Below are 26,301 nucleotides of genomic sequence, written 5' to 3'. Positions count from 1 at the left end.
CCCTAGCAAGCAGCCTCTGCCAGCCTTCATTTGGACGGCACAGCACCAGCCTTCTGCTGCAGACGTTTGATCTGGCCTGTCGCAAGATTGGCAAACAGCATCTCCCCATCGCGCGGATCAAAACCGATGCCCGCGATCCCCGGCTCCTGCGCCAGTGTTTCATCCGCCCAGACAGCCTTGCCCTCATCCTTCAGCGCGATGACCCGGCCCGTGGCGTAGTCAGCAAAAAGGTATTTCTCGCGGTGTTGCGGGAAGCCCTTGCCGCGATACACCACCCCGCCTGTCACTGACAGACCCACAGCATGCGAGTATTCATAGATGGGAGCTATGGGCTGAAAGTCCGCCGGTTCCTGATCCTTGCCCGGACCACTCGTGAAAGGATGCAGCGCCTCACGGTAGCTCCACCCGTAATCTCCGCCCCCGACAATGATGTCGATTTCTTCATAGAGGTTCTGTCCCACATCACCGCAGAACAGACGCCTTGTGGGAACATCAAACGACATGCGCCAAGGATTCCGCAGCCCCGTCGCCCAGATCTCCGTGCGCACTGTTTTGGGATCAATGCTTTCGCCATGATGCGTGCTGCGGCCAATAAAAGGATTGTCCGCAGGCACTGAGTAAAAGGCCGCGCCATTCGCGTCCACGCTCAAAGACGGATGCGGATTCGGCGGCAGGCTGCCCGCCTTCTTGTCCACATCCATGCGCAGGATCGCCGCGTGGAAGCCCTTGTTGATGAAGCGCGCATTGTTGAACTTGTCATCGCCCGCACCGCCATCCCCCACACTCACGTATAGATAGCCCTCAGGCCCGAATTGAAGATCGCCGCCGTTGTGATTGCTCGCTTCATCTTTCTGCGTGAAGAGCGGCTGCTCCGTGCTGTTGTCCACGCGGTTGGGATCGTCCGAAAACACCTGAAACCGCGACAGCCGCTGATGCAGCACGCCGCCGATTTTCAGGCTGTAATAAACAAAGCAGCGCCCGCTCTTCGCATGGTCCGGCGGGAAGGCCAGCCCCAGCACACCGCACTCGCCCTCAGTCACCAGCGTGGCCTTGGGAATCTGCGTGAGATCAAGAAACAGCTTCTTCTCCTGCTTGTCCCCTTGGAGCCCGGTAATCACCTGCACACGTCCCGTTTTTTCGACCACGAAGAGCCGCTTCGTGTCTCCCGGCGCACTGGCGATGCCCAACGGCATCTCAAACTTCAAGCCAGGAAAAGCATCCGTCAGTTCATAGTCCGTCTCCACCATCACAATCGGCGGCGGCGCAGCCTTGGGCTTCTTCGTTTGCGCAGCCAGCGGCGCGGTGGCGGCACAGAAGGCCAGTGATGCCATGATGGAGAGCGGGAGGATGGGTTTCATTGAAGGTTAATCGAAATCCAGTGACCAGACTGCCGTCACATTCTCCAGCCTATGCCCCTTTTTTCAAACCGGGGCGAGACTGATTCAACAACAGCCACTGCCTGGCGTGCAGCCGCCCTTGGTCTCCATCACCACTTCGCCATCGCGATGCGTCGGCGTTGGTTTGCCCGGACGAAAGTGCTCCTCGTGATCTAGCGTTGCCTTCAGGCCGAAGAATTTCAGCGCGGTTTCATCGAGACCGTCTTTCACCGCTACCATCAAGGAGGCGGGGTCGGCTTCGGCGCGGAGATTCACGATCAACTGGCCGCCCGTCGTCGGTTCGTCCAGTTCCATGCCAAGCTCGGCGATGTAGTCGCTGCGCACGAGATTGATGCTGGCGAGTTCGCCGGCGATGCCGTCGTCGGGACTGAAGGTCATCTTGAAATGGGCGATCTCGGCACCGTCGCGCCGGAGACTTCCCTGCACGATCAAAGCGAGCTGCTTGAGGAACTCATTTGCGTCAAACTCATCGTCCGCCTTCAGCGTCACCGTGGCATTCAGCCAGCCGAGCAGGGCTTCGCCATCGGCATAGACTTCGTAATCGACCGTCATGGGATTGCGGCGGGCCTGCTCGTCGGTCATCAGACTGGCAAACAATTCGTCGAGACCGGTTTCCTGGCGTGGGGAAGCGCTGACGATCTTTGCGAGCGGAAATTCATGCGCCAAAACTGCGCGTAGTTCCTCGCGCTGCGCATCCTCAACCAAGTCACTCTTGCTGATGACAATGATGTCCGCCTCTTCGAGCTGCTTCTTGAAGATGTAGGCCACCTTGGCGGAGAAGGTGCCACCTTGATCCAGGCCGAAGACACGGCGCGCGCGGATCGGGTCCACGAGAACGCTGAGCGGGGCGACGGTGAAGGCGTCGCCATACATGCGGCGGAGCGGATAGGTCACGGTGGCGACGAGGTCGGTGCAACTTCCCACCGGCTCGGCGATGAAGACATCCGGCTTGGCGTCATTGGCCAGCTTGCTCGCCGCATCGACGAGGGTGTTGAACCGGCAGCAGAAGCATCCTCCCGCAATCTCCTCCGTCGCATACCCCTGACCCCGCAGCAGCTTGGTATCGACGAGACCGCCCGCCTGATCGTTGGTGATGAGACCGACGCGAAGTCCTTGATCCGTGAGATGTTTGGCCAGACGGCCGACGGTGGTCGTTTTCCCCGCACCGAGGAAACCGCCGATCATGATGTAACGTGCTTTGGATGGCATGAGGATGGTTGGAAGATTGGGCGTTTCAACAAGCGGCTGCAACAACGCAAATGACGACGAGGCGTCTTATCGTACTTGCACTCATTGGCAATTATTATTTCTCACTGCGTGACTTGGTATTCTTGCGGGGACAGCGCGATCTGCTAAACATCCCCCCATGCCCACACGCACCGTGACACGTCCATTCGACTGCCTCACCGCCATGCGCGCGCTGGGAGAGCCGACACGGCTTCGCCTGATCCGTCTCCTCATCGGTGGTGCGAAGCCGGTCACCGATCTGTGCGAGTCTCTGCAAGTCACGCCCTACAACGTCTCCAAGCACCTCCGTGTGCTCAAAGAAGCAGGTCTGCTTGAAGTCGAGAAAAACGGGCAGCAGCGCATCTACTCCCTCGCGGCAGCATTCAGCGAAAAACTCGCGCGCAATGCCAACACTCTCGACCTCGGCTGCTGCCAGTTTCATTTCGACAAGCTGCCGGAGTAGGCGGCGGCTTCGCTTTCAAGGTGGCCAAATAGTGTCAAGAACGGGCGAGTGTCGTGCGTTTGAGCGGAAAGCCGCCACCTTTGCCCCTCCACCACCCCCATGCTCCGCGCCCTCACATTTCTGCTCCTTGGCAGCACCTCGCTCTTTGCTGCCGCCAAACCCAACGTCCTGCTCATCTGCGTGGACGACTTGAAGCCGCTGCTCGGCTGTTATGGTGACAAGCAGGTCAAATCGCCGAACATTGACCGCCTGGCGAAGCGCGGTGTGCTGTTTGAAAAGGCGTACTGCAATCAGGCCGTATGCTCGCCTTCACGCAATGCGCTGCTGACGGGTCTGCGGTCGCATACGCTGGGGATTTATGATCTGGCGACGAATTTCCGCAAAGCCGCGCCGGATGCCGTGACGCTGCCGCAGCATTTCATGGCGAGCGGATATCGTGCAGAGGCTCTGGGCAAGATCTTCCATGTGGGGCATGGCAATGTGAATGACGTGGCCTCCTGGAGCGTGCCGCATTTCACGCCGAAGACGATCAGCTACGCGCTGAAGGAGAACAACCCGCCGGAGTCCACGCGGGAGCAGGCGCTGTTTGAGAACAAGAAGGAGGCCTGGAAGCTGCCGCGCGGTGCGCCGACGGAGTCTGCCGATGTACCTGACAACCGCTACGGCGACGGCGTGATCGCGGAGGAGGCCATCAAACGACTCGAAGCGGCGAAGCAGCAGCCCGATGCGCCTTTTTTTCTGGCGGTTGGCTTTCTGAAGCCGCATCTGCCGTTTGTCGCGCCGAAGAAGTATTGGGATCTGTATGATCCGAAGTCCTTCAAGCTGCCAGCGCTGCAGACCACGCCGGAAGGTGCGCCGGAGTTTGCACCCTCGACGTGGGGTGAACTGCGTCAATACAAGGACATGCCGGGGAAGGGCCCGGTGACGCAGGAGCAGGCGATTCACCTCATCCACGGCTACTATGCCGCCACGAGCTACATGGACGCGCAGCTTGGCAAGGTGCTCGATGCACTCGACGCGAACGGCCTGGCTGACAACACGATCATCGTCTTCTGGGGAGATCACGGCTGGCACCTCGGCGACCATGGCATGTGGTGCAAGCACACGAACTATGAGCAGGCCGCGCACATTCCCGTCATCGTCGCGGCACCGGGCATCAAGCCGGCGCGCACGCAGGCGCTCATTGAGTCCTGCGACATCTACCCCACATTGGCAGAACTGACGCAACTGCCCGCGCCGCCGCAGGGTGACGGGCGCAGTTTTGCCAGCGTGCTCAAAGATCCCGCCACCAGCGTGCGCGACCATGCCATCCATGTTTATCCCCGCAGCGGTTTGATTGGCCGTGCCATCCGCACCCAGCGCCATCGCCTGGTCGAATGGAAGAAGCCCGGCGATGCGCCCGAGACCGCGATGCTCGAACTGTACGACTACGAAGCCGATCCTGCTGAGACGAAGAACCTCGCCGCCGAGCAGCCTGAAGTTGTCGCCAGTTTGCGCAAGCTCCTCGCCCAGCATCCTGAGGCCAGACCGCAGATCTCCAACAAGCCGGGGGCTGCGCCGAAAAAGCCCGTGCAGGACCGCGGCAAGATGTTTGACCAACGCGACAAGGATAAAGATGGCAAGCTCAGTCTGGAAGAGTTTCTTCTTCTTCAACCTGACCCCGACGAGGCACCGAAACGCTTTCCCAAATTCGACGCAGATGGCAACGGAGCGCTGAGTCGTGAGGAGTTCATCAAGGGCGGGAAGAAGTAGTCGCTTCGCCGCACTCAGCTCCTTCAAGTGACCTCTTCGTAATTATCCACTCAGGCTGCCTGCTCCACCCCGCTGAGGCGATACTCAGACGGTGACACTCCGGTGTGGCGGCGGAACCAGGCGGTGAAGTGTGACGCATGACGGAAGCCCAGAGCGAAGGCGATTTCTTTGAGCGTGTCCTGATCCGCCACGATGCGCTCGCGTGCGACATCGAGCCGACGGCGTTCCAAAAACATGCGCAGGCCGATGCCGAACTGCTGCTGCATCAATTGTTCCGCACGACGGCTGCCAATGGGAAAATCGGGCGGCAGGCTGGGCGTTGTTTGATCCAGCGGCAGCGCCTGCAGCCATGCAACGAGTTGGTCCACACGGCGGCGGCGTGCTCGCATCCGGGGCTCGGGCTGGACACCGAGTCCTTGCAGCGTTTCCATCCACACGGCAAACCAGACGGCGAATGCGGCCTCCCGCGCAGCCCACTCGCTGGCGGAATAGGTGGCAGGCTCGATGGCCTGGCGATAGGTGACGACTTTCTGCGCAGCGTGAATGCTGGCGAAAAGCTGCCGTGTCGCTTTTTGCAAGGCGGGAGTCTCAGCGGCGAAATTGAGCGCATCGCGAAACAACGAAGTGCCATCCGGCCACTGGCTGCGGAAGCCGACGGAGAGCAGGCGGGTATTGGCTGCAAACCAATGCCGCCGCAGCCGTGGCGAGGAGAAAAACGCCTGACCGCATGGCACCAAGGTCTCTTTGCCATCCGCCTGGATGCGCACTTCGCCACGCTCCACGAAGAAGACGCCCGCAGGCACCGGAATCTCGGCGGACCACACGCCGCACTGCGGCACGGGACCGCGATACACCCACAGCCACTCATGGCGCAGAGTGCGCCAGACATCGGCTGGGAGCTGGATGGCCTGCTTTTTGGGCATCTCCCAGCTATGCGGGGGATGTAAGCGATTTCAATCCGGCATAATTCACTCCGGTTGCCAGCGTCGTCTGCATGGCTTTGATCCGTGCATGAAATCCAATCTCCTGCTGCTCGCGGCATTCACGGGCAGCCTCGCCGCCGAGGAACCACGCCAGATCAGCGGCATCTACCCGGGCCTCGCCATGTTCAACAACGAAGGCGAGTGCGGCACCGGTGCCGTGGTGCCATGGGCGGACCGGCTCTGGGTCATCACCTACGGTCCGCACCTGCCTTTTGGATCCAGCGACAAGCTCTATGAGATCACTTCAGATCTAAAACAGATCGTGCGTCTCGAGAGCGTCGGTGGCACGCCCGCGAACCGCATGATCCATCCGGAGTCGCAGCAGCTTTTCATCGGGCCGTATATCATCAACGCGGAACGTAAGGTGCGGGTGATTCCACCGAACAAGATGCCGGGTCGGCTCACCGGCAATGCACGACATCTGACCGATCCCGCTGGCAAAATCTATTACGCGACGATGGAAGAGGGCCTCTATGAGGTGGATGTAAAATCGCTGGAGGTCACCTCGCTGCTCCGTGATGGCAATCCTTTGAAGCAAGGATTCGAGGTCACAACGCCCCTCACGAAACTGGAGTCACAACTGCCCGGCTATCACGGCAAAGGACTCTATTCATCCCAAGGCCGCCTGATTTACGCCAACAACGGCGACCGCGATAAACGCGTGCTCACGGACCCCACCACACCCAGCGGTGCACTGGGTGAATGGCGCAAAACCGGTGACGACTGGCAGCTCGTACGGCGCAATCAATTCACCGAAGTCACCGGCCCCGGCGGCATTCAGGGCAGCGCTGCGGATGCGCCCGTGTGGAGCATCGGCTGGGATGCGAAGTCGCTTATTTTGATGCTGCTGGACGGCGGCAAATGGCAGTCGTTTCGCCTGCCCAAGGTCAGCCATAGCTACGACGGCGCGCATGGCTGGAACACCGAATGGCCGCGCATTCGTGACATCGGCGAAGACGATCTGCTCATGACGATGCACGGTGCCTTCTGGCGCTTCCCGAGCACCTTCTCCGCTGCCAATACGAACGGCATCCGCGCACGCAGCGCCTACATGAAAGTGATCGGTGACTTCAGCCGCTGGAATGACCGGTTGGTTTTTGGCTGCGATGATTCGGCGAAGTCGGAGTTTCTCAACAAACGCGCCGTCAAAGGCGGGATCGATAGCGTGGGACAGTCGCAGTCGAATCTATGGTTCACCAGCCCCGAGACTCCCGACAAACTCGGCCCCGCACACGCCAGCGGTGCGGTGTGGTTGCACGAAAGCGTGAATGCGGGCGATTTGGCCGACCCATTTCTAGTAGCCGGGTGGAAGCACCGCAGTCTGTGGCGGATTGATCACAGCGCAGGCACTGCGACACGCGAGGACATCCTTGGCGACGCCGAATGGCTAAAGGTGAAGGCTGACAAGGATGGAAAGGATGTGAGCGTGGTCATCACACTCTCCAATGGCGATTCACGGGGCACTGAAGCCGACGCCATGTTTGAGGGCGTGGCCCGTGCGGGAGACAACAAAATCCAGACCGGCATCTTCCGCGCTCGTGGCGAGAACAAACGCACACTGAGTTTTGCGACAGATGCAGGTTATTACGAATTGGACGCCTCTTTGAAACTGCAACGGGTTGAAGATGCGGAAGCGGAACAGTTTGTGAAGACGAAGGTCGCGATTCCAAAGCAAGTGATCACGTTGGATGAGGCGAGCGTGCTGGTGGTGGATGACCGTGGCCGCCGCTGGCGTTTGCCACGCGCCAGCACGGCCTTGGATGCTGCGACGAACGCCGGGGAACTGCGTGTGTGCCGCGAAGCTGCGACGGAGCGCGACATGCTGAGCGCCTGCGGCACGTTCTTTGAGCTGCCGGCCGAAAATGCGGACGGCTTTGCGAAGCTCCGGCCCATCGCTTCGCACAATCTGCGCGTAACCGACTTCGGCGGCTATCGCGGCCTGTTTCTCATGAGCGGGGTCAAACCCGATGCGCCCGCCGGTGAGCACATCCTCCGCAGTGACGATGGCAAAGCCGCGCTGTGGGCGGGAGCCATCGATGATCTGTGGAAGCTCGGCAAACCACGCGGTGAAGGCGGGCCGTGGAAGAGCACAAAGGTCAAAGCAGGGCAGCCGAGCGACCCTTACCTGATGTGGGGTTACGACAAACGCACGCTGACCCTGAGCCAGGACAATGCGCAGGAGGTGAACCTGAAGGTGGAGCTGGACCTGACCGGCACCGGTTTGTGGGTGACACACAAGGAAGCCAAGGTGGCCGCAGGAGCACGGCTCGACATCGTGTTTGAGCCTGCGGTGCAGGCGCGCTGGCTGCGTGTCACGGCAGATGCCGCATGCACAGCGACGGCGCAGTTGAAGTATGAGTGATCACTTTTTCCTCCGCCGAAAGGGATGGAGGAAAAGGCGCCAGAGATGGCTCAAAGAGGCCGCAATTTCAGTATTCATCGCTGGGATTACAAGAGCACTGGGAATATACCCACGGTTATTTTCTCCATTTTCCAGACGTCGTTTGGAAAAAAATCATCGCTTCCACGTCCGGTGATGTCACATTTAACGTATTCCAATTAAATATGACTGCCCCCTTCGGCCAGATGCTCAGTGCAGCGCGTGAAAAGCGTGGCTTGTCCATCGAAGACGCAGCGCATGAAACACGCATCCCGGCGCAGCGTCTGCGCCATCTGGAGTCGGGCAACATCGCCGCCTTTGGCAGCCTGACGTATGCACGTTCTTTCATGCGACAGTACAGCGACTTCCTCGAAGTGGATGCAACCGCCATGCTGGAGGAACTGCCCGAAGGCGCGTTGGGAGGAGAGCGTGATTATCGTTACCTGACACAGTCTCAGGGGCCATGGCTGCGTGAGCGGGCCACGCAGCCAGAACGCCTCTCCTCACCCGTGGAAAGCCAGGTCCAGTCCATCAAATCCCCGCTGCCGGCGGCGCTCGCAGTCTTTGTGTTCGTTCTTGCCGCCACCGCCATGTGGGGGATGCATGTGGCGGACAAGCACAGCCAGGTGGAGCCTGCCGCGCTGAAGGCCCTGCCGGTCGAGGACGACGAAATCACTTCCCCCGCTCCTGCGGTGGCCACCCCAGGCACGGTCAGTGCGACAAATGTGAATACGAAACAGGTGGATTTTCCGGTCACCGGCCCTAAAGCTACCCCTGTCCACTGATCCCACAAAGATGCCTGCGCCTGAAGTCCATTCTCCCAAATCGCTGTGGTGGCTCGAATCACTGCTGTGGTCCGCTGCCATCTTCATCGGCGTTGGCGTTGCCGCTTATGTGAATGAAACAGCACGTGAGATCGTGATGCAGGGGCTGGCTTACTTTTTCACCTTTTTCACCACTCCGTTTGTGCTGGAGACCAGCACGGCATTTGTCGGCGTCTGCATCGTGATGTTCATCAACGCCCGTCGTCTCGATCGCGAAGGCGACGGCTGGGTGGAAATGGAAATCACGGACCCTGTGGTGCCGAAAGACCTCAGCCCAGGCCACGCGCCCAGCGACAAAGCTTCCGAGATCTGAAGTCTGACTGGCCTTCGTCACGTACCTGTTTCACCCTTCGGACCCGCCGAATGTGAACCCGACGCCTGCATGACTTCCGCCACGCCTCCTTCCACCCTTCCGCCCGTGAATCACGGGTCGCGCGTGGCGGCGGCAGGAAAGTTTCTGCAACTGGCGGATGGGACACCCCATTTCATGCGTGGTGTCAGTTACGGCCCGTTCAAACCGAACTCGCGTGGTGAGCCCTTCCCTGAAGACGACCCGCTGGCCACTGACCTCCGCCACATCGCGGCACTGGGATTCAATACCGTGCGGCTGTACGAGCCGCCGACAGATGGGGTGCTGCGCGAAGTCGAAGCCCTCGGCCTGCGGCTGATCGTGGGCATCCCGTGGAGCGAGCATGTCGATTTCCTCGCCAGTCGCGCCCTGTGTCGCGGGATCGAAGCCCAGGTCGCCGCCATCTGCGCCAGATTGGGTCAACACTCCTGCATCACCGCATTCCTCGTCGGCAATGAGATCGAGAAGACCTTGGTGCGCTGGATGAAGCCCCGGCGCGTGCGGGCATTCATTGAAAAACTGATCGAGATCGCCCGCCGGAATGCGCCGCAGACGCTCGTCAGCTACGCCACGTATCCGTCCACCGGCTATCTCGTGCCACGCAACGCTGACTTCATCGCGGTAAATGTGTATCTGGAATCGGCGGCCGCTTTCAGCGCCTGCCTCGCGCGATGGCAAAATCTCGCGGGCAGCCAGCCGTTGATCATCACGGAATTTGGGCTGGATGTCGCCGCCCATGGGCCGGAGCGGCAGGCGGAGGTCATGCGCTGGCAGCATGACTGCCTGCAAAGCGGTGGCTGTGCAGGCGGAGTCTGGTTTGCCTACACGGACGAATGGCACCGGGGTGGCAAAGAAATCACCGACTGGCAGTTTGGCATGGTGGATCGTGAACGAAAGGAGAGGCCTGCCTGTGCTGTGCAACGGGAGCTGCCTCCTGTCTGGCCGCCACCTGCCGCCGCGCCACGCATTTCCGTCGTGGTCTGTACTCACAATGGGGCGGCCACCCTGAGTCAATGCTTGAATTCATTGGTGGCGCTGCGCTATCCCGACTTCGAGATTTTGCTCATCGACGACGGTTCCCGACAGCACATCGCCGAGATCGCGAAAAGCCAGCCGCAGGTGCGTTACCAGTTTCAGGATCACGCCGGGCTCAGTGTCGCCCGCAACCTCGGCGCGCAACTCGCCACCGGCTCCATCATCGCCTACACCGATGATGACTGCATCGCCCACCCCGACTGGCTGCTTCACCTGAGCCATGCCTTTGCGGATGAAACCGCCGCAGCGGCTGGAGGTCCCAACATCCCACCGCCACCGCGCAATCGCATCGAGCACATTGTCGCCGCAGCCCCGGGAGCACCGGCGCATGTGCTGCTCAATGACACCGAGGCCGAGCATCTGCCGGGCTGCAATCTGGCCATTCGGAAGGACGCGCTCGCGCTCATCGGTGGCTTTCGCGTTGAATTCAAAACAGCGGGTGATGATGTGGATGTCTGCTGGCGGCTGCGTGACACCGGCATGCGGCTGCTGTTTGTTCCTGGGGCGATGGTCTGGCATCATCGGCGCTTCACCATCCGGGCGTATTTGACGCAGCAGTTTGGCTATGGCTGCGCGGAGGCGCTCTTGATGAAGACGCATCCCGAACGTTTCGGTTATCTCGGTGGCGCACGCTGGCGTGGCGGCATCTATGGGGATCAGCATCCGGCGGATTATCCGGTGGAAGGCAGCATCTTCCACGGCCCCTTTGGACTCGAGGCCTTCCAAGTGATCTACTCGTCTTCCAGCTTCCGCTGGTGGGAATGGTTTACCGGTCTGCTGTGGCTCGCTCTGCTGCTGCTCGCCCTGATTTGTCAGCAGCCGTGGCTGGCTCTGGGGCTGCTGGGCTTTGCGTGCTGGTCTGCCTGGCAGGTCAGTGCGCGCAATGCCGCCGCAGCCGGCATCCATGGTCTGCTGGATCGTCTGCTGCTCTGGTGGCTGAGCCTGCTGCAGCCCGTGGTGCGCGAGTGGGCGCGGCTGCGTGGCATGCTGACCTTGGGCGCAAGGCCCAGCCGTCATCCGCTGCTGCCGGACATCATTCCACCCACACGTCCGCACAAAATCACTCTCAGCCTGGGAACGCTCTGCTTTTGGAGCGAAAACGGCACCACCCGCGACGCCTGGCTGCAGGAACTGAGCAAGCTGCTCCGCTCTGCGCACATCATCTTTCGTGAAGACGACGGCTGGCGCTGGTTTGACATTGAGGCCTGGCCTTGGTCCGACGTTTCCCGCGCCTTTTTGAGCGTCACCGAATTCCATGCCGACGGGCGCTGCCTCACGCGGGTGCGGCTGCTCCTGCGCATCCGCCGCAGCCTGGGGTGGAATCTGCTGCTCTGGCTCATCGTCGCCTCTATTTTAATGGCGGCAGGTCTGCACATGCTGCTCGTGCTAGGGCTGGTGGCGATCATCGCCATCGTGCTGCTCGTTCCGCTCAGCATGTGGTTCATGCGGCGTGAAATGTGCAAGCTCGCACGTTCGGCGGCAGCCAGCGCCGGGTTGATGGAAATGCGTTAGCGCTTTAGCACTCGCGCCGCTGCCAGCCAAAGCATGACGGGAATGATGGCGCTCAAAGCAAAAGCCCAGCCGGGTTCGCTCTGCCCGAGATGGCCAATCGCCGCAAAGACAAACCCCGTGGGCACCGAGCCGCAGGCCAGCGCTGGTAAAAACACGCGCCAGCGCATGCTCGAAAGTCCGGCGAGGCAGGCCACCGCTTCAGGCAGCACGGGCATCCAGCGCGAGAGCGCCACCAGCCAGCCGCCGCGCTGCTCGAAGATTTCCTCGCCTTTGCGCAAGCCCTCCGCACCCGCGATCCAGCGCGCCGCACCGCGCCCCAGCCAGCGGCAGGTGCCATAGGCGATGATGCCGGACAGCATCGACCCTGCCGCACAGATCAGCCCACCCACCCACCAGCCATACATCCACCCCAGCGCCGACATGACCACGGTGGAAGGGACCGGCAGCACGATGTCAGCCACCAGCAGCGCGATCCCCGCCGCCCATGCCCATGCGCCATAGCCTTCCATCCATGCGCGTGCGCCTTTGAGGCTCAGGGTCTGGTCAAACTGCGCGCCCCAGATGATGAATGGCACGATGATCCCCACGAGGATCACGAGAATCAAAAGAAGGAGCGAACGGCTGCCACGAGTCATGCTTCAACACAGCAGGCAATGCGTCTCAAGGCAAGAGCGGCACGGGTTTCTCCTCCATGCCCGCTTCCCGCTGGCCGGCACCGGGGCGGTTGAAATCGCCAATGTCCGCACGGGCTTTTTCTGCGAGCTGAGTGAGGCGCTGAACGACCTCTGGATGCTGCGCGGCGGCTTCGTGCTCCTCGCCGATATCGTGACGAACGTCGAATAATTCCAGCCGCGTAGGCTCCTGCTTGCCGCTCAGATTTTTAAATTTGCCTTCGAGCGGCAGGTAGAGCTTCCAGTCTCCCGCACGCACGGCCTGAAGTTGATCCATGCGGTAAAAGAAGAAGCCGTCGTCATCCCATGGCGAGGTGGTGTTCCCAGCATCAAAGAGGATCGATGTGATGTCATGCCCATCGAGCTTGTGCGATGGGAGTTTGGTGCCGACGAGGCTGGCAAAAGTGGGCATAAGGTCCATCGTCGAGCACAGCGCATCATTCACAGCTCCGGCGGGAATTTTGCCCGGCCAGCGCATCACGCAGGGCATGCGCATCGCCCCCTCAGATGTGTCATAGCCGGAGCCGCGATACGGTGCATTGCTGCCCTGCGGCGGATTGCGTTTCACCGCACCGTTGTCAGAGGTCCACACGATGAGCGTGTTGTCTGCGATCTTCAGCCGCTGCAATGCCGCCATGATTTCACCGGTGCTCCAGTCAAGCTCCTCCACCGAGTCGCCGTACTCCCCATTCGCACTCTTGCCGCGAAAGCTCTCGCTCGAAAAGGGATGCGCCGTCGATCCGGGCATCGTGTGCGGCAGATAAAGAAAGAACGGCTCCGCCGCATGCTGTTCAATGAAGCGCACCGCCTCTCCCGTGCAGCGTTTCACCAATTGGTCGCGGTCTGCGGGTGCCTCGATCACTTTCTCTCCACGCATCAGCGGCAGTTCCGGCCAGACGTCCGGCTTTTTATCCTTCGTCATGTCATCGCTGTAGGGGATGCCAAAGAAATCATCAAAGCCCTGCCGCGTCGGCAGAAACGCTGGCTGATCCCCGAGATGCCATTTGCCAATGCACATGGTCGCATAGCCCGCGCTTTTCAAAACCTCCGCCATCGTGACTTCGGAGGGATTGAGCCCCTTGCTCGCCACCGGCTGCAGCACCGCGCCGCCAGTGGCGCTTACATGCATGCCCACCCGGCGCGGATAGCAACCCGTCATCAGTGACGCGCGGCTCGGTGTACAGACACCGCTGGCCACATAGAAGCTGGTGAACTTCGTCCCCTCCGCTGCGAGCCGGTCCACATTTGGCGTGCGATGCAGCTTTGAACCCAAGCAGCCGAGGTCGCCGTTGCCGAAGTTATCGACGAAGATGACGATGATGTTTGGCTTCGCCGCGAAGGCGCTGACGGAGAACAGCAGGAGGAGGCAGAGTGTTTTCATGGAGCAGGCGCTTCCCAAACCGCCACGCCCATGTGGTAGTGATCACATTCGGGCGCGGCTTTGGAGTAGTAGGCGGTGACGATTTTGCCATTCGCGAGCTGGACACTGGAGGGGTAGCCGCAGTCGTTCACCTCGCTGTGGGCGAGACGGAGGGGAGCGCTCCAAGTTTTGCCGTCGTCGCTGCTGAGTTTTGCGCAAACGCCATGTTTCTCGGCGATGCGGATGCCGTAGCTCAGCAGCAGGCGCTTGTCAGCCAGACGGGTGAGGTGGCCGTTGATTTCATTGCGTGCGGTGACTGGGAGGGGTGCGCCCCAGGTCGCGCCATCGTCATCGCTGCGGAAGAGTTCCATCTGCGTGGTGCGTGCGGCGGCGAGCCAGCTTTTGCCGCCGAGCGGGAAGATGTCGGTCTCGTTGTGGGTGGGGCCGATGATGGACTGAGGCTGCCAGGTGAGGCCGTCGTCATCGCTGCGGAAGCACCAGGAGCGCCAGCCTTTGGTCTTGGAGGATTTCGTGGGATCTGTGAGCTGGCCCTGATAGCAGGAAGTGCGCAGCGTGCCGTCCTGTGCGGTCCAGATGTCGCCAAAGGGAATGTGCTCGGTCCATTCGGCGGATTCAGCGACTGGAAAAACATCACTCTTGCTCCAGGTGCGGCCTGCGTCTTTGGAACGCATGATCCAACTGCGCAGCACGGCATCGCGGAAATCAGCCTGCTTGGGCCGCTGCGGCTGCTGCACATTCGTCCAGCCAGAGCAGAGCACGATGAGATCGCCATTCTTCGCGAGTCCCGCCGCGTGGTTCATGCGAATCGTGTTCGGCGCATGCTGCGTCACGGTGCTGCGTTTCTCCCATTTCAGGCCGTCGGCGCTCGCATAGCAATCCACGTCACCCTGCATTGTGCCGTGGCCGGGTTGATTGAAGAGGATGGCGAGGATGGTGCCATCCGGCAGCAGCGTCAGGTTTGGCCAGGCGCAGACGTTTTCTATGGCGACGCTGCGTTGTAGGGTCTTGGGCTCGGCTTCCTGAGCCGTCAAACCCACCAGCGAGATCATGAACAGCGATGCAGCGATGATTTTCATGTGCAACCAACGCTGCGAACACGCGCGACATTACGGACGCGCGCTCACTCGCGCCAGAACTGCGATGCCTTCGGCGCGATGTAGGGAATCGCCATCTCCGGTGTCTCGATGAGTTCGCCTTTGCGATAGAGGGATTCGACGGCGGCGATCAGCATGCCGGAAGTGAGCAGGGTGCGCTCGACGGGATAGGGCGCACGGTTGTGGAGGATCATGTCCTCGATGTGATGGACCAGCGGATTGAAGAAGTCGGCAGTGGTCGCGCTTGATCCCGGCATGGGCAGGAACATCTGGCAGGAGGTGATCTCGCCGGTTTCGCTGTTGAGACCAGCGTAGTTGAAGTCACGCACGGGGAGCATGAAGAGGGTGGTGTGGAAGCCGTCGCGGTGTTCGATGAAGTAGGCGAAGGCGTCGGGGAATATTTTGCGCGCCCAGTCAAAGCTGACGGATTCCAAAGGGTAGCCTTCAACGGGCCAGGTGTGGCTGCGGGTAAGCGCGGCGGTGAGCAGACGCTGCGTCTGCTTTCGCGTGGCGGCATGCTCCCACATCTTTTCGCCACGCAGGGCCCGCACGCTCTTGATTCCCACCTCGCCACCACGACGGCGCTCGGACATGCACTGCGCAGTTTCGAGGCCGTGGAAATCGTATTTTTCAACACCGCCGTAGCCGATGGCCACACTCTCCGCCAGCGGCGTGCCCCAGGGCAGATCAATCGCTGGCAGGCGGCGTGTCACGGGCAATGAAGAACCGGCGAGGAAGGGAAAGCCCAGGCGTTTCGCATCGGCGACCATCTCGGTGCATTGCTGCCAGTCGGTGGAGAGATGCTTGTCATTGAAGACGGGCACGCTGCGGCCGCTTGCCTCGAAGACCTTGACGACTTCTTTGAAGAATTCGTAGCGTGGATACAGCGTCTGCCCTTTCTCATTTTCCGGGTAGTCGCCATGCTCACCGATGATGATGACGCCATCAACGGCGAGCTTGCCAGTGCCGAGCGTGAGTGCCTCGGCGATGCTGGGAAAGATGGGGATGTGGTAACGCTCTGAACGACCGCGCGCGAGGTCGGTCTCAGGAAACTGGGCGACGTAGAGCGACACCAGATCCGTCTGCGGTGGCAGCCATTGCCCGGCCCAGGCATAGCCCATGGCCAACCGGTCCACGAAATGCATCGCATGCGAATTTTTGAACATCACCGTCGTAATGAGCGCGATCTTTTTGCGTGGAGCAGCAGGCGCTGCGTGTGCCGTGACAGCAGCGGCGGCGCTGGCCAGAAGGAAAGAGCGGCGAGTCCAGGAGGATGAGTTCATGAGGCAGTGGCAGAGTCCGATTTATTTTCCCAAAATAACCACAGCGGCAGTACCGCGAGGAGAGGCAGGCAGGAGGCCAGGATGAGGCCCTGATCAAACGAATGCGTGCGATCTGCGAGCCTGCCAAAGAACTGCTGCGCCTGCGCCGGGAGCACCCACGCGACGACTCCGGCGATGCCAGTGATCTTGCCCTGATGGCGTCCCGACAAATCCTGCGTGAAGGCATGATACAACGGAAACACGCCCAGCGCCCCGGCACCCGCGAGCATGAACACCGTGAGCAAAATCCACCCATGCTCAAGCCACGGCGTGAGCCCGCAGGAGGCGCACAAGGCCCCGCACCCAGCGAAGACAATCACACGCGCGGCATGCACCGACATCTTGCGCCGGCCCAGCCACACGGCGAGCGCGCCAGCACCAAGACAACCAACATCCGTGGCAATGTACCACGCCGAGGTGAACCACAGCGTCTCTGCCTCCGAGTAACCACGGCCTTCCTGCAAAATTTTGGGCAGCCATGCACGCAGGATCTGCCAGGTGGTGTTGATGCAGGCAATGACGGCGAAGATGATGAGCATGCGGCGGCTGAAAATGAGGCTCCACAGGCTGGCTTCACCGTCCTTGTCCAAAGCTTCATTCAAGCGAACGGGTGCTGGCAGGTCTGACTTCTTCACGAGTGCAAACCACAAAATCAGCCACGCAAAGCCGGTGATGCCGACGACTTGAAAGGCCGTGCGCCAACTGCCGAGTTCGGCGGTCATGAGCCCGCTCATGATCAGCGGGGTGATGATCGCGCCCACAGAGGTGCCGCTTTGCAGCACGCTGTTGCCGAAGGAGCGCTCGCGCGCATCCAGCAGCGCACGCGTAGTGCGGATGCCGCAGGGCCAGTGACCGGCCTCGAAAAAACCGAGCGCCATGCGGCACCAGAGCAGTTCCTGCTCATTGTGTACAAAGCCCGTGGCCAGTCCGGCGAGCGACCACATCGTCAGCACGATGGCATAGAGCCAGCGCACGGAGAATCGATCCGCGAGCCAGCCGAACACGATGGAACCCGCCGCGAAAGAATAGGCAAACACCGCCTCGATGTGACCATACTGCTCCTGCGACAGCCGGAACTCCTTGGTGATGCGTACCGCCGCGTTCGCCAGCGTCTGGCGGTCCATGTAGTTGATCGCGGAGGCGAGCAGCAACAGGCCGCAGATGGTCCACTTCCATGTCGCCGACCGGTGCAGTGGATTCGGATCAGCGGAGGCAGTCATGTCAGATCGAAAGGCTACACCAGCAGTTCATCCACCACCTTCGCGCCCTGATTGTCCGTGAGGGAGGCGGCGAGGCCGTTGCGTTTGTAGGTGAGCTTGGTGTGGTCGAGGCCGAAGGTCTTCAGCAGCGTCGCGTGGTAGTCGAAGTGCTTCACTTCATCGATGACAGCCTTGTGGCCAAATTCATCCGTCTCACCATGGACGTGGCCTTTCTTGAAACCGCCGCCGGCCATCCACATGCTGAAGCCGTAGGTGTTATGGTCACGGCCCCATTTCTCGCGGCCCGCGTCGTTTTGCAGCACGGGCAGACGGCCCATTTCACCGCCCCAATGAACGACTGTGCTGTCCAGCAGACCACGCTGCTTGAGATCAATGAGCAGCGCGGCGCTCGGCTGATCGGTGGCCTGGCAGTTTTTGGGCAGGGAGGTGATGAGTGCGCTGTGCTGATCCCATGACTGGCCTGAATTGAGCACCTGCACGTGACGCACACCGCGCTCGACGAGGCGACGCGCGATGATGCAGCGCGTGGCGTAGTCTTTGGTGATGGGGTTATCCACACCGTAGAGTTTTTTGATGTACTCAGGCTCCTTCGAAATATCGAGCGCCTCCTTCGCCGCGACCTGCATCTTGGCCGCGAGCTCGTAGCTGGAAATACGTGCCTGCAGATCAAGCTCGCCAGGATGCAGCGCGAGGTGGTCCTCATTGAAAGCCTTCAGCAGATCAAGCTGGCGCTGCTGCGGTGCGCCGGCGAGCGAGGCGGGTGGATCGAGATTCAGAATGCGTGGCTCGGTGGCGCGCACGAGGGTGCCCTGAAAGAGGGAGGGCAGCCAGCCATTGGTAAAATGCTCGCCGCTGAAGGTGGGCAGGCCACCGGGATGAGCGAGCACCATGTAGGAGGGCAGTTCGTCCGTCTCACTGCCGAGGCCATAAGTCAGCCAAGATCCGAGCGCGGGTCGTCCGGCGACGCTGCGGCCACCATTCATGGCATACAGTCCCTGCGCGTGATTGCTCACGCCGGAGGTCATGGAGCGGATCAGCGTGATCTCATCCACCACCTCGCTGAGGTTTGGCAGCAGCTCGCTGATCTCCATGCCGCACTGACCATGCTTCGCAAATTTCCAAGGCGAGCCAAAGCACTTGGACGAGGCCTGGGCGAGGTTGTCATACTTGATCTCTCCGGGAAATTTCTGGCCGTCGTACTTCGTGAGCATCGGCTTGGGATCAAAGAGATCCATCTGCGAAGGGCCGCCCATCATGAACATGGAGATCATCGCCTTCGCCGTCGGCTCAAAGTGCGGCTTCTTCGGCAGCAAGTCGTAGCGAATTTCGCCCGTGACGCTCTCGGGTTTGACAGGTGCGGCGAGCAGGCCATCGCGCTCCAGCAACGAGGCGAGCGCCAGCGTGCCGAGGCTGTAGCCATTGGCGTGCAGGAAGTGACGGCGTGAGCAGAGCTGGGGGCGGTTCATTCGACGTAGAGGAAACGGTTGGAGCTGCAAAGAATCTGGCAAAGGCTGGCCATGGCTTCCTGCGGGGGATTGGGGACGACGCCTTTCGGATGCTGGGTGTCGTGGTGGTACTGCGTGAGAGCCTGCGTCTGCACATCGAGATAGGCGATGCCACGGGTGACATCGGCCTGAGTAGCAGGCTTGCCGAAGAGAAGTTCCCAGGCGCGCTGGATCTGCGCGGCACGATTGCCGGGCAACTGCGCCTGGAGGAGATCGGCAAGACGCAGGGAGCTGTCGAGCACGAAGGTATCGTTCATCAGCAGCAGGGACTGCGGGGCGACGGTGGTCTGGGCGCGCAGTTCGCAGTTCGGGGTCATGACCGGCGCGTCGAAGGTGTCGAGTACGGTGACGGGCTTGCTGCGGCGCACCTGCACGTAGATGGAGCGGCGGAAGTCGTCTGCGCCGCCGGGATCGACCTTGTTCAGCGAGATGGTGCCTTTGTCGATGCCGGTGACGACACGGCCCTGCGGATCGCGACCGATGCCGCTGGGCGGGCCGTAACTGGCCTGCACCAGTGTGCCGGTGGCAGCGAGCAGGGAGTCGCGCAAGGTCTCGGCATCGATGCGGCGCAGTTTGAAACGAGCATAGAGCTTGTTTTCGGGGTCGGCGTGCATGGAGGCGTCGTTCACGGTGGACTGACGGTAGGCGCTGCTCAGGAGAATGAGGCGATGCAGTGGCTTGAGCTGCCAGCCGCTCTTCACAAACTCAGTGGCGAGGTAGTCGAGCAGTTCGGGATGCGTGGGCAGCTCGCCCTGGCGGCCAAAGTCGCCGGGGGTATTGACGATGCCGCGGCCCATGTGGTTCATCCAAAAGCGGTTCACCAAAACCCGTGCAGTGAGGGGGTGCTTGCCGCTGGTGAGCCACTGCGAGTAGGCCAGGCGACGACCGCTGGAGCCGCTGCTCACGGGCACCGGTTTGAAGGGCTCGATCTGCGGGCTGGCGAGGATGCTGAGTTCACCGGGGGTTAGGGCCTGCTTGGGCTGCTCATGATCGCCGCGATTGAAGAGCTTGCTCGCGGGCACCTGGCCTTTGACCTCCGTGAGGGCCATGACGAAGCCTTCCACAGGCTTGGTATCGCGCAGTTTTTTGGCCTCGGCCATCTTGGCATCGACGATGTTCTGCTTCTTCTGGTCGTAGAGATTGAGCGAGTAGGTGGCGAGGGCGGAGGGATATTTTTTGATGAGCGTTTTCTGCTCGGGCGTGTGCTTCTCCTTCGGCGTGTCACGGGCGATGCGGAAGGCCGCCTGCTCGGCCTCGGGCACTTTTTTGATTTCGACCTCGAAAATTTCATCGAGGAATTTTTTGCTCATCGCGCGTGCCTCGACCTCGATCTCCTTCGCCTTCACTTCGACCGCCGCCGCTTGGGCGCGCTCTTCCGGCGAGTAAAGTGAGTAGAGACGCTGCGCCGGTGCACGCCAGGCTTCCCAGTTGTAGGCCGGATCAAACACAGCGCGCAGGCGGTAGTAGTCAGCCTGAGTGATGGGATCGTAGCGATGATCATGACACTGCGCGCAGGCGACCGTCATGCCCATGAGCGAGGAGGTCATGACCTTGATCTGCTCGGCAATGACCTGATTTTTGGCGAGCTTGGCATCATCGTTCACATCGCCGGTGCCATCGGGAGCCATGCGCAGGAAGGCGGTGGCGATGAGCTGATCCGTGCGATGGGGGTCCAGCACCGCCTGCTGGTAGTCCGCATGGGTGGCACCGGCGAGTTCGTCCCCCGCGAGCTGTTCCTGAATGAATTCGTCCCAAGGCTTGTCCGCGTTCATGGCACGGATGACATAGTCGCGGTAACGCCATGCCTGGGGGCGTAAGGAGTCAGCTTCCGAGTAGCCGTTGGAGTCGGCGTAGCCCGCCACATCCAGCCAGTGGCGTGCCCAGCGCTCGCCGTAGTTTTTCGAGGCGAGCAGACGCTCCACCAGCTGCTCATAGGCCAGCGGTGACTTGTCATTCACAAACGAATCCACCTCCTCCGGCGTCGGCAGCAGTCCGGTCAGATCAAGCGACACGCGACGGATCAAGGTCCGCCGGTCGGCTTCGGGCGCAAAGGTGAGCCCCTTGTCCGCCATCGACTTCAACAGAAAGGCATCCACCGGCGTGCGCACCTGCTTCGCATCCACCTGCCGGGGTACTGCGGAGGGCTTCACCGGCTGAAAGGCCCAGTACTCGCGGTCGTCATCCGAAATCATCGGTCCCGGGGCCAGCACCAGAGGCTCAGGCCGGGCAGTCTTCGCCCCTTGCGCGATCCATTGCTCAATGATCGCCAGTTCCTCTTCGGACACCTGCTTGCCCTTCTTCGGCATCTCACCGTTTTTGATCAGGCGAACGAGTTCACTCTGCGCTGGCTGACCCGGCACCACGACATGGCTGCCACTATCCAGCTTCAGGTCCATGAAGCGCCTCAGCCGCAGATCCACCCCACCCTCAGGTTTCTCTTCTTCCCCATGGCAGTGCGTGCAGTGCTCCTTCACGATGGGTCTCACGTCTTTCTCGAACGTGAGCATGCGTTCCGCGCCGCGAACGGTCACGGCGAGGGAACAAAAAAGAACAGCAGGCGTCAGCTTCATCAGGGGGTAGAAGCAGATTACGCCCCAAGTGCGCCCGTTTTTGCGACGGATTACTCCACCGCCACTTTCACCACCACCTTGAACACCTGCTCCGGCTTGTCCCACTCGATGCAAGGCCCGTGGGCGTCCTGCGGATACAGGATGGCGAAATGACCGCCACTCAGGTGCAGCGGCGTCACATCAGGCACCAGTTTCCACAGCGCGGCCTCTTTTTCATCATTGTAGGCCATCGTCTCCTCCTGCATCGCCGCGAGCGGTGCCCAGAGGATGGTTTCACGGCCGCTGTAAATGAACTGCACGTCGATGTACTTGCGGTGCGCCTCAAACTTCGCCTTCGCCATCGGCTTCGTCTCATAGGTCTGCACAAGCGCGAAACAGTGGTCCCCATCCAGATCAAAGCGCCCCAGCGGCTGCGTGCCATCCACAGTGCGCAGATACGCAAAGGCCTTCGCAAAACGCGAATTCAGGGCTTCATAGCGGGCGGAGTTTTCGAGAGTGTCGAGGATCATGGGAGGAAGGACTCCAAATCGACACCATGCTCAAGCGGACTGCAACGCCCAAAGGCGGCCGATGGGCATCATCCCGCATTGCGTTGTCACCCGTCTGGCTGAGTGTCCTCGCCCTTCATCCGCCCTGTCCATGAACGACCAGTTTCTATTTTCCGACATGCCAGCAGCCATTGAAGAGCAGCCGGTCACCAGCGTGTTTTTGGCCATTCTTCCTGATCAGGCTGCGGCGGAAAAAATCGCCCGGTGCGCATGCGAAGTGAGGGCCAGACATGACCTGAAGGGTGCTTCCCTGCCCACGGGTCGCTTCCATGTCACCCTGCATACTTTCGATCACGCCCCACGTGCGTTGGAGCGCTCCATCCAGGTGGCTCAGATGGTTGCCGAAAAAGTGGTGAAGGATGTCAGTCCCTTTGAAGTGCAGTTTGACCGCGTGAAAAGCTTCTCAGAGAAGAAATCCAATGCCCCGTGTGTTCTCGCAGATCGTGAAGGCAATGAACCTCTGAGAGCTTTCGTCTCCCGATTGAAGCGCGAAATGGGCAGACCCGCCGGAAACTTTGCGCCGCAGGTCACGCTGCTGTACGAGGATGCCATCGTTAAAGAAGAGTACGTGGAACCCGTCTGCTGGAGGGTAAATGAAATCGTCCTGCTCAAGGCGATCATGCACAGAAAGACTTTCCAAGAACTCGGGCGCTGGGCGTTTGAGGGCTGAACGTCAGCGCAAGGACAGGATGGCTTCGGCTACTTCGCACGGAGCAACTCGACAATCGTCTCCCGCATCACCTTTTCCGATTCCGGCGCAGCGAAAGCCTGCGTGGGCTCATAGCCGCCTTCGGCGAAGGATTTCTCCAGCGGGATGTAGCCCGGGCCACCGTCGCCATAGCTCGCCGTTGCGACAAATCCACCGGGACGCTGCTGCTGCGCAAAGAGCTGATACTCGATGAAGGTCTCGCCCGGCAGATGCAAGAGGCACACATCATCTCCCAGATGCAGACTGGTGAACTGAGTAGGCACGCCCGCCGCACTCTGGCGGATGAAGCCCACGCGAAATGCGGCGCTGATGCGTGTCGATGGCGCAGTGGCCACGTTTTCACACACCTTCAGCATGCGCTCCTCGGGAAACTCGGGATTCGATTTCAACACCACCGGACGCGCACGCCACTCCATCTTGGTCAGCGGCACACGTTTCATCTGCTGCTCGGACTTCACCATCGCCGCATGAATGTTTTCCCCCAGCCGCACCCGTGCTTCCTTGCTGGCGTCATTGTATTTACCCGCCGCGATGTTGCCGCCGCAGCCGGTGAAGTACAGATGCGGCACGCCATCGTCCTGCGTACGCCTCTCACGCGCAGTGCCCACGAAGTCATACGTCACCATGCCATCGCCGTAGTAGCTCATCGGGTGTGTCGCGTAGTAGTGCAGCACGGCCAGTTTCTTCTCACCGTTCCAAAGACTGATCGTCTTGAGCATGGGATCAACCAGCCCTTCCGGCAGCGCCTGCAGCGCCGGGTCCTTCGTTGAACTCAGGCGCATCTTGGCGATCTTGCCATCGTCGCCCAAGATGCGGCGGTTGGATGCTACCTTTTCCACCGCCGCCTCGCCATGCGCGAGGTGTGTCACGGGAGATGTGGTTTTGAGCGCTGCCTTGATACTCGCCGCCGCGCCCTTCAGCGCACGCTCAGCCCACTCAAGATCCATCACCTTCGGCGGCGAAGCCAAACCCGCCAACAGCCGGTGCGATGCCGCATCTCCGATAGGCGCATTGTGCTGGTGCAGACTCTGCACCGCCACGCGTTCCGGCGTTGTCCCCGCAGCCTGTGCCAGCACCTCCCGCCAGTGCACATGATCCCGCGCGCGAATCTCACACCAGTCCACCGCACACAGCACCACCGGCTTGTCATCGCTCAAAATCACCACACCCAGCGCCAGCAGCGGCTCGCTCACTCCCACCATCGGCTTCACCAACCCACCGCACAAAGGCGCACCGACCGGTGGCGTGACATCCGCACGAAACGTGGCGAGGCGCAGAGGCTCCGCGAATGCCGTGAGTGTGAACAGCGGAAAGATGAGCAGGAGTTTGTTCATGTGCGTGCCCTATCTACGGTGCAGAAGAACCAAGCTCTCAAACATCCTGGATTCCGTCAGGCCCCCCTGCCTTCCTCGAACGCGATGTCGGCACCGTGACAAGGAAGCATCGCAAACAGCCGATGTTTGTGCAGCAGGTTGGGGGGTATATTTTGGTTTGAACTACGAATCGTGCCGGTGCTGATGAGCTAAACTTGGACTGTATTCTCAGCTCACCAAATCCCCAATCACCCGCCCATGCACATCCGTCAGTCGCCGATCAATGCCATTATGGCGGACAGTGAGCTGCGTGTGATCAATGCCAAGCAGGTGCATCATCGTGGCGTGGATGTCGTAGCAGGTGGTGGGATTGGCGCGATCAAGCGGCTTATATCCCCACTGGTCGCTTTCCCCAGCGGTGACACCTCCCTGAATGCCGCCGCCGCAGAGCCAGTTGGTGAAGACGTAGGGGTTGTGATCGCGGCCTTTGCCGCCCTGCGTGCTTGGCATGCGGCCAAACTCGGTGGTCCACATGATGATCGTGTCCTCAAGCAGCCCGCGTTGTTTCAAATCAAGAATCAGCGCCGAAACCGCCTTCGCCATGCCCCAGGCGAGAGGGCCGTGATCGCGCTCGACGTCTTCGTGGCTGTCCCAGTTGCGACGCGGAAAGCCGTTGTCGTTGCCGCTCCAGATCTGCACAAAGCGCACGCCGCGTTCCAGCAGGCGGCGCGCGGCGAGGCACTTGCGGCCCATGTAATCAGCCTCCTCTTCGGGATTGATTTCGGTGGGCCAGACTTTGCGATGCTCTTGAATGCCATACATGGCTTTCATGGCGGCGGACTCTTTGGAGATGTCCAGCGCCTCGGGTGCGGCGAGCTGCATCTTCGCCGCGAGTTCGTAGCTCTGGATGCGGCTTTCCAAGCGCGAATCCTCCTCGCGCACCGCCATGTGTTTGCGATTCAACTGCTCCAGCAGCGCGAATCCCTCGCGGTCAGACTTCGCGCTAATGTAGCGCCCGGCCTTGTGCGGAAACAGATCCGCGATGGGCGTCTGCGCACCGGGATAAATGATCGTCCCCGCATGCTGCGACGGCAAAAACGCGCTGTCCCAGTTCTTCGGACCGTTCGAGGCGAAACCGCGATGATCCGGCAGCACGACGAAGGTCGGCAGATTGTCGCTGATGGAGCCGAGCGCATAGCTCACCCAGCAGCCCACACCCGGAAAGCCCGGCAGATTGAAGCCCGTGGCCTGCAGCAGCGTGCCCTGTGAATGCACTCCGGTCTTGCCGACCATGTTGTGCACAAAGGCCATGTCATCCGCACAAGCGCCCAGCGGTGCGACGGCCTCGCTCAGCATCCGGCCGCTCTTGCCATAGGGCTTGAAGTCCCACACCGGTTTCTTCCACGGCCCCAGCCCGTTTTGAAACGCCTCCACCTTCTCGCCAAAGTCAGCGTCTTCGCCGTGGTGCTTGATCAGCGCGGGCTTGTAATCAAACAGGTCGATGTGACTGGCCGCGCCGCCCATAAAGAGCTGTACCACGCGTTTCGCCTTGGGCACCACCACTTGGGAGCGATGCGCCGTCTCCGCATTCGCCAGAGAATGAAACGCGAGCGCGCCAAAGCCTTGTCCGGCGGTTTGCAAAAGCTGGCGGCGGGTGAACATGAGAGAACAGTAGGCATTCATACGCCGCTGGCCAGCGCGTCCTTGTCACGCAATCGCGCGAGCTGCGAAGAGGCGAATTGCACACTCGCGGAGCCCCGCAAAATCGTTAAGCTACATACACCCATGTCAGCCTGGTCCCCGCTCCGCAATTCTGTCTATCGCGCCATGTGGCTGGGAAGCATCGGGTCAAATATCGGTACCACGATGAATGACACGGCGGCGGTCTGGACGATGACCACGATGACGAGCTCGCCCTACCTCGTGTCCTTGATGCAGACGATGTCGAGCCTGCCGCTCTTCCTGCTGGCGCTTCCTGCCGGTGCCCTGGCAGATCTGGTGGACCGGCGGCGGCTGATCTTGATCGCACAAACCGGCGCACTGCTC

At 60.9% G+C, this 26,301-nt stretch carries 21 protein-coding genes; 8 read left to right on the top strand and 13 right to left on the bottom strand.

Annotated elements, in window-relative coordinates; translation table 11 throughout:
* Positions 1 to 26: 26 nt before the first annotated feature.
* Positions 27 to 1,358, bottom strand: coding sequence for a PQQ-dependent sugar dehydrogenase (locus PSV43_RS17535; RefSeq protein ID WP_300200263.1), 1,332 nt, complete (start codon positions 1,356 to 1,358; stop codon positions 27 to 29).
* 84 nt (positions 1,359 to 1,442) lie between these two features.
* Entirely contained in the window at positions 1,443 to 2,606 is a 1,164-nt protein-coding gene (locus tag PSV43_RS17530) for a GTP-binding protein (protein WP_300200261.1), read from the bottom strand.
* A gap of 157 nt (positions 2,607 to 2,763) precedes the next feature.
* On the opposite strand from PSV43_RS17530, the gene PSV43_RS17525 reads away from it, so the two are divergent.
* Positions 2,764 to 3,087: a metalloregulator ArsR/SmtB family transcription factor gene (locus tag PSV43_RS17525; protein ID WP_300200258.1), complete on the top strand. Its 324-nt coding sequence runs from the start codon at positions 2,764 to 2,766 to the stop codon at positions 3,085 to 3,087.
* A 99-nt stretch (positions 3,088 to 3,186) separates the two neighbouring features.
* Positions 3,187 to 4,839 (top strand): sulfatase-like hydrolase/transferase, encoded by a 1,653-nt coding sequence (locus tag PSV43_RS17520; RefSeq protein WP_300200255.1) that lies wholly within the window; start codon positions 3,187 to 3,189, stop codon positions 4,837 to 4,839.
* Positions 4,840 to 4,889: 50 nt separating this feature from the next.
* Here the strand turns inward: PSV43_RS17520 and PSV43_RS17515 are convergent, their stop codons facing one another.
* Positions 4,890 to 5,762: a helix-turn-helix domain-containing protein gene (locus PSV43_RS17515; protein WP_300200252.1), complete on the bottom strand. Its 873-nt coding sequence runs from the start codon at positions 5,760 to 5,762 to the stop codon at positions 4,890 to 4,892.
* 88 nt (positions 5,763 to 5,850) lie between these two features.
* Here PSV43_RS17515 and PSV43_RS17510 point away from each other — a divergent pair, with 88 nt between their 5' ends.
* From PSV43_RS17510 to PSV43_RS17495, 4 genes are all read left to right on the top strand, one after another.
* Entirely contained in the window at positions 5,851 to 8,184 is a 2,334-nt protein-coding gene (locus PSV43_RS17510) for a hypothetical protein (RefSeq protein WP_300200249.1), read from the top strand.
* Between the two features lie 203 nt (positions 8,185 to 8,387).
* The gene (locus tag PSV43_RS17505) at positions 8,388 to 8,987 is read left to right on the top strand and encodes a helix-turn-helix domain-containing protein (RefSeq protein WP_300200246.1); all 600 of its coding nucleotides are present in this window, start codon (positions 8,388 to 8,390) and stop codon (positions 8,985 to 8,987) included.
* Between the two features lie 10 nt (positions 8,988 to 8,997).
* Positions 8,998 to 9,339, top strand: coding sequence for a hypothetical protein (locus PSV43_RS17500; protein WP_300200243.1), 342 nt, complete (start codon positions 8,998 to 9,000; stop codon positions 9,337 to 9,339).
* 69 nt (positions 9,340 to 9,408) lie between these two features.
* Positions 9,409 to 11,922: a glycosyltransferase gene (locus tag PSV43_RS17495; protein WP_300200240.1), complete on the top strand. Its 2,514-nt coding sequence runs from the start codon at positions 9,409 to 9,411 to the stop codon at positions 11,920 to 11,922.
* On the opposite strand, the gene PSV43_RS17490 is transcribed toward PSV43_RS17495, so the two are convergent.
* The 8 genes from PSV43_RS17490 to PSV43_RS17455 form a co-directional block, all read right to left on the bottom strand.
* On the bottom strand, positions 11,919 to 12,557 hold the full coding sequence (locus PSV43_RS17490) for a VTT domain-containing protein (RefSeq protein WP_300200237.1): 639 nt from the start codon (positions 12,555 to 12,557) through the stop codon (positions 11,919 to 11,921). The genes PSV43_RS17495 and PSV43_RS17490 overlap by 4 nt on opposite strands.
* A 25-nt stretch (positions 12,558 to 12,582) precedes the next feature.
* Positions 12,583 to 13,974, bottom strand: a complete 1,392-nt coding sequence (locus PSV43_RS17485; RefSeq protein WP_300200234.1) for a sulfatase — start codon at positions 13,972 to 13,974, stop codon at positions 12,583 to 12,585.
* On the bottom strand, positions 13,971 to 15,050 hold the full coding sequence (locus PSV43_RS17480) for a sialidase family protein (RefSeq protein WP_300200231.1): 1,080 nt from the start codon (positions 15,048 to 15,050) through the stop codon (positions 13,971 to 13,973). Before PSV43_RS17480 ends, PSV43_RS17485 begins: the two co-directional genes overlap by 4 nt.
* 44 nt (positions 15,051 to 15,094) lie before the next feature.
* Entirely contained in the window at positions 15,095 to 16,351 is a 1,257-nt protein-coding gene (locus tag PSV43_RS17475; RefSeq protein ID WP_300200228.1) for a hypothetical protein, read from the bottom strand.
* Positions 16,348 to 17,610: an MFS transporter gene (locus PSV43_RS17470; protein ID WP_300200225.1), complete on the bottom strand. Its 1,263-nt coding sequence runs from the start codon at positions 17,608 to 17,610 to the stop codon at positions 16,348 to 16,350. Before PSV43_RS17470 ends, PSV43_RS17475 begins: the two co-directional genes overlap by 4 nt.
* 14 nt (positions 17,611 to 17,624) lie before the next feature.
* Positions 17,625 to 19,076, bottom strand: a complete 1,452-nt coding sequence (locus PSV43_RS17465) for a DUF1501 domain-containing protein (protein ID WP_300200222.1) — start codon at positions 19,074 to 19,076, stop codon at positions 17,625 to 17,627.
* Entirely contained in the window at positions 19,073 to 21,646 is a 2,574-nt protein-coding gene (locus tag PSV43_RS17460) for a PSD1 and planctomycete cytochrome C domain-containing protein (protein ID WP_300200220.1), read from the bottom strand. Before PSV43_RS17460 ends, PSV43_RS17465 begins: the two co-directional genes overlap by 4 nt.
* An 89-nt stretch (positions 21,647 to 21,735) precedes the next feature.
* The gene (locus tag PSV43_RS17455; protein WP_300200217.1) at positions 21,736 to 22,194 is read right to left on the bottom strand and encodes a YhcH/YjgK/YiaL family protein; all 459 of its coding nucleotides are present in this window, start codon (positions 22,192 to 22,194) and stop codon (positions 21,736 to 21,738) included.
* A 157-nt stretch (positions 22,195 to 22,351) separates the two neighbouring features.
* On the opposite strand from PSV43_RS17455, the gene PSV43_RS17450 reads away from it, so the two are divergent.
* On the top strand, positions 22,352 to 22,903 hold the full coding sequence (locus PSV43_RS17450; protein WP_300200214.1) for a 2'-5' RNA ligase family protein: 552 nt from the start codon (positions 22,352 to 22,354) through the stop codon (positions 22,901 to 22,903).
* Between the two features lie 29 nt (positions 22,904 to 22,932).
* Here PSV43_RS17450 and PSV43_RS17445 read toward each other — a convergent pair whose 3' ends face one another.
* Complete coding sequence (locus PSV43_RS17445; protein WP_300200211.1) at positions 22,933 to 24,276, bottom strand: hypothetical protein; 1,344 nt, start codon at positions 24,274 to 24,276, stop codon at positions 22,933 to 22,935.
* A 207-nt stretch (positions 24,277 to 24,483) separates the two neighbouring features.
* On the bottom strand, positions 24,484 to 25,818 hold the full coding sequence (locus PSV43_RS17440) for a DUF1501 domain-containing protein (protein WP_345784674.1): 1,335 nt from the start codon (positions 25,816 to 25,818) through the stop codon (positions 24,484 to 24,486).
* A gap of 222 nt (positions 25,819 to 26,040) precedes the next feature.
* Here PSV43_RS17440 and PSV43_RS17435 point away from each other — a divergent pair.
* Positions 26,041 to 26,301, top strand: a 261-nt coding sequence (locus PSV43_RS17435; protein ID WP_300200266.1) for an MFS transporter, incomplete at its 3' end; no start/stop codon positions are given.

Source organism: Prosthecobacter sp. (assembly GCF_029946185.1).
Taxonomy (GTDB): Bacteria; Verrucomicrobiota; Verrucomicrobiia; order Verrucomicrobiales; family Verrucomicrobiaceae; genus Prosthecobacter.
Note: the sequence above shows the minus strand (reverse complement) of the source record. Positions and strands in the feature narration are given on the sequence as shown.

Bases quoted from the DNA above. Each gene is read 5' to 3' on its own strand.
- PSV43_RS17525 (WP_300200258.1), top strand. From the start codon at position 2,764: ATGCCCACACGCACCGTGACACGTCCATTCGACTGCCTCACCGCCATG.
- PSV43_RS17495 (WP_300200240.1), top strand. From the start codon at position 9,409: ATGACTTCCGCCACGCCTCCTTCCACCCTTCCGCCCGTGAATCACGGG.
- PSV43_RS17530 (WP_300200261.1), bottom strand. From the start codon at position 2,606: ATGCCATCCAAAGCACGTTACATCATGATCGGCGGTTTCCTCGGTGCG.
- PSV43_RS17480 (WP_300200231.1), bottom strand. From the start codon at position 15,050: ATGAAAATCATCGCTGCATCGCTGTTCATGATCTCGCTGGTGGGTTTG.
- PSV43_RS17520 (WP_300200255.1), top strand. From the start codon at position 3,187: ATGCTCCGCGCCCTCACATTTCTGCTCCTTGGCAGCACCTCGCTCTTT.
- PSV43_RS17490 (WP_300200237.1), bottom strand. From the start codon at position 12,557: ATGACTCGTGGCAGCCGTTCGCTCCTTCTTTTGATTCTCGTGATCCTC.
- PSV43_RS17515 (WP_300200252.1), bottom strand. From the start codon at position 5,762: ATGCCCAAAAAGCAGGCCATCCAGCTCCCAGCCGATGTCTGGCGCACT.
- PSV43_RS17450 (WP_300200214.1), top strand. From the start codon at position 22,352: ATGCCAGCAGCCATTGAAGAGCAGCCGGTCACCAGCGTGTTTTTGGCC.
- PSV43_RS17475 (WP_300200228.1), bottom strand. From the start codon at position 16,351: ATGAACTCATCCTCCTGGACTCGCCGCTCTTTCCTTCTGGCCAGCGCC.
- PSV43_RS17535 (WP_300200263.1), bottom strand. From the start codon at position 1,358: ATGAAACCCATCCTCCCGCTCTCCATCATGGCATCACTGGCCTTCTGT.
- PSV43_RS17500 (WP_300200243.1), top strand. From the start codon at position 8,998: ATGCCTGCGCCTGAAGTCCATTCTCCCAAATCGCTGTGGTGGCTCGAA.
- PSV43_RS17465 (WP_300200222.1), bottom strand. From the start codon at position 19,076: ATGAACCGCCCCCAGCTCTGCTCACGCCGTCACTTCCTGCACGCCAAT.
- PSV43_RS17470 (WP_300200225.1), bottom strand. From the start codon at position 17,610: ATGACTGCCTCCGCTGATCCGAATCCACTGCACCGGTCGGCGACATGG.
- PSV43_RS17505 (WP_300200246.1), top strand. From the start codon at position 8,388: ATGACTGCCCCCTTCGGCCAGATGCTCAGTGCAGCGCGTGAAAAGCGT.
- PSV43_RS17445 (WP_300200211.1), bottom strand. From the start codon at position 24,276: ATGAACAAACTCCTGCTCATCTTTCCGCTGTTCACACTCACGGCATTC.
- PSV43_RS17455 (WP_300200217.1), bottom strand. From the start codon at position 22,194: ATGATCCTCGACACTCTCGAAAACTCCGCCCGCTATGAAGCCCTGAAT.
- PSV43_RS17485 (WP_300200234.1), bottom strand. From the start codon at position 13,974: ATGAAAACACTCTGCCTCCTCCTGCTGTTCTCCGTCAGCGCCTTCGCG.
- PSV43_RS17510 (WP_300200249.1), top strand. From the start codon at position 5,851: ATGAAATCCAATCTCCTGCTGCTCGCGGCATTCACGGGCAGCCTCGCC.